This is a genomic window from Paenibacillus sp. 01T422 (assembly GCF_056398785.1).
The window spans coordinates 1-11,602 of sequence record NZ_JBFTQB010000216.1; the positions used below are offsets into that span (position 1 = coordinate 1).

Below are 11,602 nucleotides of genomic sequence, written 5' to 3' on the forward strand. Positions count from 1 at the left end.
GTTATGACGGTGTGGAGCTCTCAGCGATCAAAGGCATGTGCGAACACCTCGAACTTGATAATTGGCGGGAACAAGCGCCAGAGATTCGGAGAATTGCCGAGGAGGTTGGGCTGAAGCTCCTGTCGATGGAAGTGGCTGAGCTGAGTGAGACGAGGCTTCCGCTTGCATTCGAGGCTGCGGCTGAGCTCGGGATACCGGTTGTCAATGTGGGACCGGGCGGAAAGTCGGACGTGGAAGAGGATTTGCAGTTCACGATTGAGAAGCTGACGAGAATGTCAAAGCTTGCTAGTGAAAACGGGGTTACGCTTTGCGTGAAAGCGCATGTCGGTGGTTCGATCTATAACACACCTACCTCGTTAAGAGCGATAGAAGCAATTGCAGATCCAGCTTTTGGCATCGATATGGACCCTAGTCATATTTATCGAGCTGGCGAGAATCCGGAAGCAGCGTTGCCAGCTGTGATTTCACGCGTGAAACATATCCATATTCGCGACTGCAGTGGCAGGCAAGCAGGTCCGGGCACGATCGACAAGCAGGCATGCGGGCGTGGAGATATTGATTTGATCGGTTACTGCAAAGTGCTTGTGGATAACGGTTATGAGGGGCCTGTATGTCTTGAAGTTATTGGCGCTAATGGGCATTCACTTGCGCAAGTTTCCATTGTAGCAGCTGAAAGCTATGGCTATTTGAATGCCGTGCTGCGCTCTTTTGGAGCGAGATAAGTCGAATATAAACGGAGAAGGAGTAATTCCCATGACATCAAAAATGCCGAATTTACTGCTGCTTGGTATAGATAGCTTGCGTCGAGATCATATGAGTGGATATGGCTATCACCGGCTGACAACGCCGCATATCGATCAATATAGCCAAGGAGGCGTGCTGTTTGAGCAGCATTTCTCCCCCAGTATCCCGACGACTCCGGGGTATGCCTCCATGCTCACGGGCATGGACTGCTTCGGAACAGACGTTGTCGCGCTGCGGCATGGCGGACCTGTTGGCGACCATGTCAAGATGCTCTCTGAGCTCTTGGAAGAAAACGGTTACAACACAACGTGTATCGGCTTCACAGGCAACCCTTCGGCACGAGGTTTTCAGAAGTATATCGATTTCGAAGGCTGGGGACCTGATGAAACGGGAAGAAGCCCGAAAGCAGACAATTTGAATCGTGTCGCGATTCCGGAAATGCAGCGTCTGAAGGAGGAAGGTAAGCCGTTTTTCCTCTTTTTGCGCCATATGGATCCGCATTCGCCGTATTTGCCGCCTAAGCCGTTCGAGCGGATGTTTTATGACGGCAATGAGTGTGATCCAGACAATCACTCATTGGATGAGCTTTATGATTTTAGACCATTCGCTGACTATTTCAGTTCCTGGTTCCCGGAGGGATGTACAGACAGCAAATATATCGACGCACAGTATGATGGCGCAATTGCCTACATGGATGCGGGTATTCAAGCGATATTCACAGCCCTTGAATACCTTGGCATCGAAGATGAAACACTCGTGGTCATCACCTCCGATCATGGTGAAACCTTGAATGAACATGATTGTTATTATGATCATCATGGCTTGTATGAAACGAATTTGCGAATTCCGCTCATTCTGCGGTTTCCGGGCAAGCTGCCGGCAGGTAAGCGTGTAGCTAGCTCCTCGCAAATTAAAGATGTGATGCCGACTATTGTTGAGTTATTGGGCATACCGTGTGAGATCCCATTCGATGGCCGCAGCCTGATTCCGCTCGTTAAAGGCGAGGAGCGGGTGCCGGAAAGTGAAATGTATATTACAGAATGCACATGGATGCGCAAACATGGCTGGCGGACACCGGAATGGAAGCTGATTGTAGCGCTTGAGCCGGATCTGCATTTCAAGCCTCCAGTGGAGCTGTATCACTTGGTTCGCGATCCTGAGGAGCTGCATAACCTAGTTGATGAAGAGCCGGAAGTAGCGGCCCATCTCATGAGCCGGTTAAATGCGCATATTGCGAAGCGGGAACAGGAGACTGGACGGGAGAATCCGATCTATACGAACTTGAATTGGCATGGCTTAGGCTGCGGTCCGTTCAAAACCTCACAGCAGGCTTTTGATTCCATGCATATCGGTTCCCCGAGGACGGCACGCTCCCTGCAAACGAAAGAGAAGGAAGCAGAAGCAGTAGCAGACGCGGAGGGAGAACCCGCAGAAGTGGAAGCCGATTCGACATGCTGAGAATAGCCGTTGTCGGAGTCAATCACATTGGACGTATCCATTGCCGTTGTTACAAGGAACACGCAGATAGTGAACTTATCGCTATCTGCGATTTGAACAAAGAACTGGCGGATTCTGTTGCTGCACAGTTTGGCGTGAAGGCTTACTACGACTTGGATACAATGCTTGAAGCTGAGCAGTTGGATATCATCAGCGTAGCTACTGGCGGAATCGAAAATGGCTCTCATCACCGAGAGCCTGTTATGAAAGCCATTGCGGCCGGTAAGGATGTCATCGTCGAAAAACCCATTTCCAATTCGCTAGAAGAAGCGCGAGAGATGGTTCAATTTGCCAAAGAAAAAGGCGTCCGTTTCGCCTGCAATCTTAATCATCGTTTCACGCCGGCAGCTAAGAAGGCGAGGCAGTGGATGGAGAATGGCGATATTGGCCATCCGCTTTTTGTGAACATGAAGCTGACGATCGGCAATCCGAATGAATCCAATCCCTGGATCCATTTGCGTGCGCTGCACCCGCATTCGCTCGATGTGATGCGTTATTTTGCAGGCGAGGTCCGCCGTGTTCAAGCTTTTCTGACGAAAGCTCCAGGTCGTACGGTCTGGTCAACAGCTTCCATTAATTTGGAATTTGCTTCTGGCGCGGTGGGCCATTTGCTCGGCAGCTACGATATGTTCGGCATTCATCCCATTGAGGCTTGTGAGGTGGCAGGCGATCGAGGCAGATTTGTGCTGGATAATGTGTATGAATCGCTTACGTATTATCCACACCGGCAAGAAGACCTGCGGGTTTACCGCAATTCGATAATGAGCGGGATGCGAGGTTTCGAAGATACGTTTCGTCTTCGGCTGGATGCTTTCTTGCAGGAAGTGAAGGAGGGTGTTCCTCCTGAGCAGATTGCAGCTTCCGGTGCGGACGCCTTGGCCGTTCAAGAAATCATTGAAGCAGCTATCCGTTCCCATCTGGCGAATGGTGCTGTTATTCCAATTTCCTAAAGACCGATCCGAAGGAGGAAGGTTATGAGTATAGATGGAGAGGTACTGTGGTTCACCGGTCTCTCAGGCTCAGGCAAATCAACGACGGCTCGTGCCTTAGTTGAGCCACTTCGCGTCAGCGGCAGGAAAGTAGAGCTGCTCGATGGAGACGAGCTTAGGCGGACGATTTCTCAAGGGTTGGGTTTTAGCAGGCAGGATCGCATCACGAATGTTGAGCGAATTGTGTTTCTTTGCAAGCTGTTATCGCGCAATGGTGTTACTGTCATCGTATCCGCTATTACGCCATATGAAGAAATGAGAGCGCATGCCCGTGCCGAGCTACCGGGTTATGTTGAAATTTTTGTAGATTGCCCACTTGAAGAGTGTGAGCGCCGAGATGTGAAAGGGCTGTATGCCAAGGCCAGAAACGATGAGATTAAGCAATTTACCGGTATTGGCGACCCGTATGAAATGCCAGAACAGCCGGACATTGTCATTCGTACGCATGTGGACGAGGTAGAGAGCAATGTCTCTTTTATCATGGATTATTTGATGACAAAAACAGGACGGAGTGAGGCCGTATGAACATTGTTTTCATTTCAATGGACACGATGCGCGCCTCCCGGCTGGGCTGTTATGGCTATGAGAAGCCGACATCGCCCTACATGGACCAAATCGCGGAGCAAGGTGTTCTGTTCGAAAGAGCGTATGCAGCGGACATTCCGACGGAAGTAGCCCATACCGGTATATTTACGGGGAAAGTCGGGCTGCGAACAGGTGTCGTTTCACACGGTTCACCGCTCACGCAGCTGCCGAAGAAAGAGTCGTGGCTGCCGTCACTTTTACAAAATCAAGGATTTACGACAGCTGCTGTTGATAATTTGTACCAGTTAAAAGAATGGTTCGCCAGAGGCTATCGGTATTACATTAACTCGGTTCAAAAGACGCGGAGCATCGACGGAAAGTCGGTCAACGAACTTGCTTTCAAGTGGATTCGCGAGCATAAAGAGGATGACTTCTTCCTGTTCCTGCATTATTGGGACCCGCATACTCCGTATCAGCCTCCGGCAAGTTATGTGTCAGACTTTTATGATCAGAGCCGTGACCCTTATGATCCTGCTAATCGCAGTATGCATGCCGCATATAACCATGCGGCTTATCCGTTTTTTAAGCATCATCATTATGACCTGCTCGGCCCTATAACGGATGCGACTTACGTCAATGCGCTTTATGATGCGGAAGTACGTTATCTCGATGATCGTCTGCGAGAGCTCGATGAGCTTCTTATTGCGGAAGGGGTCTACGATGATACCTTATTGATTCTGTTCGGCGATCATGGGGAAAGTTTGACGGAACATGATATTTATTGGGATCACTGCGGATTATACGAAACCTCGGTTCAAGTCCCGATGATCATGCGGTGGCCTGGGAAAATTCCGGAGGGACGCCGGGTCAAGGGTTTAGTTCAGCAGGTCGATATGCTGCCGACTATTTTGGAAGCTGCCGGAATCATGACACCTACGAATATTGACGGGCGCAGCTTGTGGCCGAGTATACGCGGGGAAGCGGATGGGACGCATGATGCGATTTATTTAAGCGAGTGCGCTTGGCAAGCCAGCAGAGGAATCGTGACGAAGGATTACAAATTTATTCGTACGTTGGATGCGGGACCTTTTGTTCGTCCGCCTAGGGAATTATTCGATTTGCGCGTTGACCCGGATGAAACAGTGAATATCGCCGAAAGCGTTCCAGCAATTGCCGACGAATTGGCTTATAAGTTAGATAATTGGACGGAGAAAATGCTGAATGGGCGGGCAGATCCCATGCTGACACAGATCGAAGCGGGACTCCCATTCCGCAATCGGATTCATGAGATTTTGCTGCAATACGGCTTAACATGGGATGAATGGATCAAGGATCCTCGGCGAGATCGATTCGATGAAGCATCCGCAGCCAGGCATGCGGGGAGGTAACCATCATGACGGAGATGGCTGAAAAGCCTAATTTGCTTATTATCATGGTCGATCAGCTGCGATATGATTGCCTCGGCTATAGCCAGCAGGCGCCTGTTTTGACGCCTCATCTGGATAAGCTCGCATCTGAGGGCATGTGGTTCGATCGTGCCTATAATCATATTCCCATATGTGGTCCGGCGAGGCAGTCTTTCGTCTGTGGTAGGAGGGCCGAATCCTTCGGCGGACTTTGGAACTTCTCTTTGGGGATGCGGATCGGTGCACTAGAGCCCACGAGCTATTCGTGGGCCCGTTCTTTGCAAGGGGCGGGTTACAGGAACGGCTATATCGGAAAATGGGATGTACATCCGACCTGCGATCCGACGCATTATGGGTACGATATTTTTGTTTCCAGCGATGAGAAATACCGGGGGGTGCTTAAGACACGGTACCCGGAGCTGGCGTATTCTGGCGGTTTCTTTGGCGAAATCGACCCATTGCCTCTGGAGGATACACGCACACATCAGACAGCCGAGATGGCCATAGCATTGATGAAGCAGTTGTCGGAGGAGAGCGCGGGATCACCTTGGCAGCTGCGAGTTAATTTCCAAGAACCTCATCTGCCATGCCGCCCGGTTGCCGAGTTCGCTGCGATGTACACACCGGAGTGCATTCCCGAATGGGGAAGCTTCCGTGAAACTTTCGCGAATAAGCCCTATATCCAAGGGCAGCAGCTTAGGAATTGGGAGATTGAGAATTATGACTGGGCGGATTGGGCGCCTATCGTCGCGCGATACTATGCAATCATCTCCCAGTTGGATGATGCTGTTGGGAAGCTTCTCGCAGAGTTAGACACGCTCGGGCAAAGCGAGAACACGGTTGTGATTTTTACAACCGATCATGGCGACATGTGTGGTGGGCACCGGATGCTGGATAAACATTACGTCCTGTACGAGGACGTCGTGAAGGTTCCGCTAATCATTAGGTGGCCAGGTGTTATTGCGGCTGGCAGCCGGTGCGAGCGATTCGTCCAGACCTTGCTGGATTTGCCACCAACACTGCTGGCGATTAGCGAGTCGGAGGCGTTGGTCGACTACCGGCTGCATGGAGAGTCCTTGCTGCCTCTGCTTCTCGGTGCTGAACCTGAGAAGTGGCGTGATGAAGTTGTCGCCTCCTACAATGGCGGACAATTCGGCCTCTACACGCAGCGAATGATTCGCACCCGGGAATGGAAATACATCTGGAATTGTACAGATGTGGATGAACTATACGATATGGCTCATGACCCGCATGAGCTGCACAACGTGATTCATCATCCCGCTAACGGTTCTATTGTGGCTGAACTGCGGAAGCGGCTGTATCATATTTTGTACGAGGATGGCGATGGCATCGTGCAAAATGATTGGATGCGGGACCAGCTGCTGCTGGGGCGGAAGGGGTAGTGGAGGGAGGGAACTAGGATCCTCTATTTTGCTAATTTTGACCGAAATACCTGTCGCAGTGGTCAGATAAGACCCTGTAGTTCCGTCTGGAACCTGCAATGTGCTGATTTGGCCAAAATAGCGTCCTGTAGTTCACTTCCAAGTGGTTGAAAGCCGAGTAGTTCCCCGCCAAGTGGATGGGACGCTGCTTAAACAAAAAAGGGACCGTCCCGAAGTCATCGATGATGACTAGGTGACGATCCTTTTTTTTACCGCTGCCTAACTAGCTTCGTTACCCGACCATCGAAAATCCACTCGGCCAAGTAGACGTTGCCCCCCGAATCTACACAGATGCCGTGTGGGGAGCTGAAGCGATCCGGGCGGTAATAGTTTTTGGGAAGATTCGGCCAGCCCTGCTGTTTGTAGGCTTGTTGATCCTCACCCAAGTGCGTGATCAAGCGATCATTTGCGTCCAAAATGGTTACGCGACTGTGAAGATCAGGCAGATAGACTTCATCTCCGAAGAAGTAAAAAGAGCAAGGCAGATCCAGATTATGCTCAACGAAACGCACATGCTCCCCTTCAAGGGTGAAGACTTGAATGCGGTTGTTGCTGCGATCAGCTATGTATATTTCGGGCACTTCTCCGCGCAGATTGATGGAGATGCCATGAGGTGAATTCAGCTTGCCTGGCTCAGAACCCGGCCCGCCCCATGAGCGGAGGTAAGTCCCCTCTGCATTATAGTGATGGACGTAGGATTGACCATAGCCATCGGCAACATAAATGTCACCATTTGGAGCGACACAAACATCAGTTGGCACATATTTGCGTTCAGCATCATACAGATCAGCCCGATCTGGGGGAGTAATCCGCAGGAGCACTTCACCAGATAATGTCGTTTTGACGATCAAGGAACGTTTGGTGTCTGCAAAATAAAGATACTGTTGTCCATCCAGATCGCGATGCAAGTAAAAACCATGGGCACCGCCTTCAAATTCACTTCCCCAGGAAGTAAGAAAAGTACCGTTTTTATCAAATACAACAACGGATTCTTTGCCAGTGTGATGCACATACACACGATCTTCATCGTCCACGACTATCCCATGTGTATAACCATACTGGATATTTGCCGGGAGTTGGCCCCAGCCTTCTTGCACGGCGTAAAGGTGTGAAGCGTTTCCAATAATAAGCTGCTCAGACATTTGAAACCTCCTTAGTGGTTGACAAGCTTCTTTAACATCATACACCATGCACTTATAAAATAGGTCGGTTAATTTCTGATGTTTGATTTTTCTGTGAAAAGTGCAACTTCAGGTTGGAAATATCTAACGACTCGGAGGCTAGCTGACCTTACAATAAAGATATATTAAACGAGGAGGAATCAATGATGCTATCACAGTGATGTGTATTTACAGCATGCGGCCAATCGCAGAATTTGTGAGGAAGTTGCGCAGCTATGCCGTACGGATACACTTCGAATCTGGCACGACCAAATTCAATACAAACCGCCAGTTATGGGAGGACCGACACATTGGCATCAAGATCATCCGCTATGGCCGGTGATTCAACCAGCTGAACTCGTCAGCGCATGGGTTGCGTTAGACGATGCGGTCATCGAAAACGGTTGCATGTGGATGGTGCCGGCCAGTCATAAATGGGGCAATCATCAAAAATATTTAGGCTCGAACGACGAGTTCATGCCGGTTCACAAACAGCCGGATTTGCTGCCTGAAGGGGCAAAAGTGGAAGCGGTACCTTTTGAAATAAAAAAAGGGCAAGTTGGCTACCACCACAGTCTGACATGGCATGGCAGTCCGAATAACCGTTCAGAAATGAAACGCAGGGCGATTGCGGTTCACTATATGCCTGGTCATACCTATTACGCTCCGACAGGCGGTCATCCGATGGAACCCCATATTCATGTGGCGCCAGGTGAGTTCATGTCCGGAGAGAGCTTCCCGGCGGTTTACCAGAGATAGCCCTTCGTTAAGAAAGGGGATTAACTTATTCCGAACTTGAAACCTACGCCTTTTCCAGATATCAACGAAATGCTAGCGCAGCTTCTGCTGGGTATCAAACGTGTACTTAATCAGGACGTTGTTGGTGTTTATGTTCACGGTTCCTTGGCGCTGGGGGACTTCAATCGTGAAACGAGTGATGTTGATTTTCTGGTGGCAACTCGGATTGACCTGCCTGCGGAGAAGCTTCCAGCATTGGAACAGATGCACGCTGAGCTGCGGAATCAGGGGTTCAAATGGGCTTGCAACATGGAAGGCTCCTATATTTCACAAGCTTTGCTGAAACGCTATGATCCTCAGCAATGTTGGCATCCCGCATTACGCTGTGACGGCAGTTTTGGTATAGACGGACATGCGAGCGATTGGATTATTCAGCGAGCTATCATTCGTGAGCATGGCATTATGCTGCATGGTCCAGCGCCGGATACTCTGATTGATCCTGTTGCACCAGCTGAACTCATTAAAGCTACGCAGGCCATTTTAACCGAATGGTGGGCCTTGTTATTTGAGGATGCATCACGCATTGATTCGAGTGAATATCAAGCCTATGCCATTCTTACGATGTGCAGATGTTTGTACACGATGGAAGAGGGACTTGTCGCCTCAAAACCTGCCGCAGCCCAGTGGATGATAGACACACATGGAAGCAAGTGGGAGTCGCTGATCCGGCAAGCCCTGGCATGGCGCAGGGGAGATGAGCTGAACGCAATCGATGAGACACTGGCATTTGTCAGGTACACCCTTGAACACGCTGCTCAATAAGTAAAGTCCCCTTTCCATCTGGGTATGGAAGGGGACTTTTACGTTTACTTTTGTTTGAAACTTTATTCCATCTGATATTCTTTCATTTTGTTATAAAGGGTGCCTCGGGAAATGCCTAGCAGCTTGGCGGCTGCGCTTTTATTTCCCGCTGTCTTGGCCAGCGCTTCCTCGATGAGCGTGATTTCTTCCTCGTCTGATACTTTCGCTTTCAATAAAATGGCCGCCGAATCTCCTTCAAAAGAGATGAGGCTAGGTTGCCCCTCTTGTAGAGCTGCAGGCAGATGTTCCAGTTGGATAATATCCTCATCACTTAAAATGACGCAGCGCTCGATAACATTTTTTAATTCTTGTATATTTCCAGGCCAAGCATAGTTCGTGAGCGCTAAAATGACTTCTGGCGATAACACGGGAACCGGCTTCTGATATTGTAATGAAAACTGCTTCAGATACATGTGAACCATAGCAGGAATATCTTCTGTTCTATCTCGCAAAGGCGGAATCCGGATAGAGATAACATTAAGTGCATAATACAGATCAGAGCGAAATTCTTGGGTTGCCAATTTAGCCGCTAGATCCTGCGTAGTTGCTATGATAATCCTCGTCCGAATCCGGATAGGTTGGCTTCCTCCCGAACGAACTATGGTTTGCTGCGTGATAGAGTGGTAGAGCTTGGCTTGCAGTTCTAGAGGAAGCTTTTCGACTTCATTAATGAATAAAGTCCCGTCTTTGGCTTGCTCCAGCTTGCCGGCTTCTCCTGTTTCACTCCTTGTAAAAGCGCCGCCTTGATAGCCGAATAATTCAGCCTCCAGCAGCCCCGCTGGCACAATGCCGCAATTGAGTGTTAAAAATGGATGCTCAGACCGCGAGCTCGACTGATGAATAATATGAGCTAGCTGCTCTTTTCCAACACCCGATTCTCCAATTAGGAGGACGGGTGTTTCTGTTGCGGCTACTTTTTTGGCCCACCCAATGACTTTGCCGATTGCAGGGCCTTTGCCTTTGATCAAAGTAAATAAATCTTCGGTTTGCTCTTTATTAGGAAGTCCGAAGGAGTCCGCAGACGTCAACTGTTCATTTAATCTAACCAACTGTGTAATATCCTGCTCAGTCGCTATACCGCCAATGATAATTCCTTGGGTATCCCGTATCGGGGAAGCGTTAATAAGTACATGTGTGTCTGGGCGCGGTCGGTGATAGGTATTACGAATCATGCGGCCTTCGTCCAAAATTTTGAGTACCATCAGGGTTTCCACGTCAAAATGCTCACCAATCCGCTTCCCAAGAATGTCTCCGCTCGGAAGCTGATACAGCTCTTCGGCAACCGTATTCCAGCAGATCACCGCGCCGTCTCGATCCACGACTGTGACAGCATCGGTAACGGTGTCAGCGAGGGCAGTGAAATAAGAAGCCCACTTTTGTTGTTCAAAGTTCGCAGCATGGACCAGGTCCGATAAAGGGGAGTATCCCCGAATGTTCCCTTCTTTATCCTTGATCAGAAGAGGACGATTCGACGCTGACCGCGGCAGTTGATTGCTGCTTAGCAGGGCTGCGTTATCGTCCCATTGCCTAGTTTCAGCAAGAAAAAAGGAGCTGCTCGCGAGTAAAGTCTCAATGTTCGTAGCTGACAAAGCGGGCAGAAGCGCGGCATCTTCCGGTGTAATTAAACAAGTGTGACTTCCCGAATGGGCAATAACACCCGTGCCTTTATTTAAATAGGAGGAAACTTCTTCGAGTGTTGTATCTATTGAAACGGTTACTATCTCGGTGTTTAACAGAAAGTGTTCATTTTTGAACATAATCGACCTCATTTATGGAGCATTGATTTGCTATAAATTTACCACGAAGCTAATGGCGATTCAACACGTTCTGCAAGGGCGGCGAGTATGATAGGAGTATAGTTGATAATGTGTTCAAAAATATGAAAAATATACACATAAACAAATAGTGTTCAAAATATAATTTATAGTGTACAATAAAAATATAAATTATACACTATTGTACAAATTCCTTTGGAGGAATAACACAAATGGAACTCATGATGAGAAACATGTTTCAATCGTTAGGGAAGAGCCGCACCGCGAATCGCTTAGCGAAGCGTTATGGCTTACGTTTTGGTGCCGCACGTTTCGTTGCCGGTGAAACCATTCAGCAATCTATCAATGCTGTGCGCGGACTGAATCAAGATGGCCGTGTTGCCACACTGGATCATTTAGGGGAGTTTGTTTTCAGCGAAGCGGAAGCATTGGAGTCTGCGGATATGTGCATCCAAACGTTAGATG

10 protein-coding genes and 1 pseudogene are annotated in these 11,602 nt (G+C 49.2%); 9 read left to right on the plus strand and 2 right to left on the minus strand.

The features are described 5' to 3' along the window. The 6 genes from AC1DUA_RS14240 to AC1DUA_RS14265 form a co-directional block, all read left to right on the plus strand. The coding region (locus AC1DUA_RS14240; RefSeq protein WP_477500392.1) for a sugar phosphate isomerase/epimerase family protein at window positions 1-722 on the plus strand (722 nt) is incomplete at its 5' end. A 31-nt stretch (window positions 723-753) separates the two neighbouring features. After that, window positions 754-2,202 carry a sulfatase family protein gene (locus AC1DUA_RS14245; protein WP_477500393.1) on the plus strand — a complete coding sequence of 483 codons (1,449 nt, stop codon included), beginning with the start codon at window positions 754-756 and terminating at the stop codon, window positions 2,200-2,202. Continuing rightward, window positions 2,196-3,191, plus strand: a complete 996-nt coding sequence (locus AC1DUA_RS14250; protein WP_477500394.1) for a Gfo/Idh/MocA family protein — start codon at window positions 2,196-2,198, stop codon at window positions 3,189-3,191. The genes AC1DUA_RS14245 and AC1DUA_RS14250 overlap by 7 nt, the downstream gene beginning before the upstream one ends. A gap of 24 nt (window positions 3,192-3,215) precedes the next feature. Then, a complete protein-coding gene (cysC, locus tag AC1DUA_RS14255) occupies window positions 3,216-3,755 on the plus strand; it encodes an adenylyl-sulfate kinase (RefSeq protein WP_477500395.1) in 540 nt (179 codons plus the stop codon). Beyond that, window positions 3,752-5,143, plus strand: coding sequence for a sulfatase family protein (locus AC1DUA_RS14260; protein ID WP_477500396.1), 1,392 nt, complete (start codon window positions 3,752-3,754; stop codon window positions 5,141-5,143). The genes cysC and AC1DUA_RS14260 overlap by 4 nt, the downstream gene beginning before the upstream one ends. A gap of 5 nt (window positions 5,144-5,148) precedes the next feature. Continuing rightward, window positions 5,149-6,564 (plus strand): sulfatase family protein, encoded by a 1,416-nt coding sequence (locus AC1DUA_RS14265; protein ID WP_477500397.1) that lies wholly within the window; start codon window positions 5,149-5,151, stop codon window positions 6,562-6,564. A 248-nt stretch (window positions 6,565-6,812) separates the two neighbouring features. On the opposite strand, the gene AC1DUA_RS14270 is transcribed toward AC1DUA_RS14265, so the two are convergent. Then, entirely contained in the window at window positions 6,813-7,745 is a 933-nt protein-coding gene (locus AC1DUA_RS14270) for an NHL repeat-containing protein (protein WP_477500398.1), read from the minus strand. Window positions 7,746-7,946: 201 nt separating this feature from the next. Here AC1DUA_RS14270 and AC1DUA_RS14275 point away from each other — a divergent pair, with 201 nt between their 5' ends. Both AC1DUA_RS14275 and AC1DUA_RS14280 read left to right on the plus strand, forming a co-directional pair. Continuing rightward, a complete protein-coding gene (locus AC1DUA_RS14275) occupies window positions 7,947-8,522 on the plus strand; it encodes a phytanoyl-CoA dioxygenase family protein (RefSeq protein ID WP_477500399.1) in 576 nt (191 codons plus the stop codon). 36 nt (window positions 8,523-8,558) lie between these two features. Continuing rightward, window positions 8,559-9,323, plus strand: a complete 765-nt coding sequence (locus AC1DUA_RS14280) for an aminoglycoside adenylyltransferase domain-containing protein (protein ID WP_477500400.1) — start codon at window positions 8,559-8,561, stop codon at window positions 9,321-9,323. Between the two features lie 62 nt (window positions 9,324-9,385). On the opposite strand, the gene AC1DUA_RS14285 is transcribed toward AC1DUA_RS14280, so the two are convergent. Further along, window positions 9,386-11,119, minus strand: coding sequence for a sigma-54 interaction domain-containing protein (locus AC1DUA_RS14285; protein WP_477500401.1), 1,734 nt, complete (start codon window positions 11,117-11,119; stop codon window positions 9,386-9,388). Between the two features lie 230 nt (window positions 11,120-11,349). Between AC1DUA_RS14285 and AC1DUA_RS14290 the strand changes: the two are divergent. Then, window positions 11,350-11,602 (plus strand): annotated as a pseudogene (locus tag AC1DUA_RS14290) (proline dehydrogenase); the annotation flags it as partial.

What these genes read in the sequence shown, in the direction of transcription:
- AC1DUA_RS14250 (WP_477500394.1), top strand. Translation starts at nt 2,196, where the DNA reads ATGCTGAGAATAGCCGTTGTCGGAGTCAATCACATTGGACGTATCCAT.
- AC1DUA_RS14245 (WP_477500393.1), top strand. Translation starts at nt 754, where the DNA reads ATGACATCAAAAATGCCGAATTTACTGCTGCTTGGTATAGATAGCTTG.
- AC1DUA_RS14270 (WP_477500398.1), bottom strand. Translation starts at nt 7,745, where the DNA reads ATGTCTGAGCAGCTTATTATTGGAAACGCTTCACACCTTTACGCCGTG.
- AC1DUA_RS14260 (WP_477500396.1), top strand. Translation starts at nt 3,752, where the DNA reads ATGAACATTGTTTTCATTTCAATGGACACGATGCGCGCCTCCCGGCTG.
- AC1DUA_RS14285 (WP_477500401.1), bottom strand. Translation starts at nt 11,119, where the DNA reads ATGTTCAAAAATGAACACTTTCTGTTAAACACCGAGATAGTAACCGTT.
- cysC (WP_477500395.1), top strand. Translation starts at nt 3,216, where the DNA reads ATGAGTATAGATGGAGAGGTACTGTGGTTCACCGGTCTCTCAGGCTCA.
- AC1DUA_RS14265 (WP_477500397.1), top strand. Translation starts at nt 5,149, where the DNA reads ATGACGGAGATGGCTGAAAAGCCTAATTTGCTTATTATCATGGTCGAT.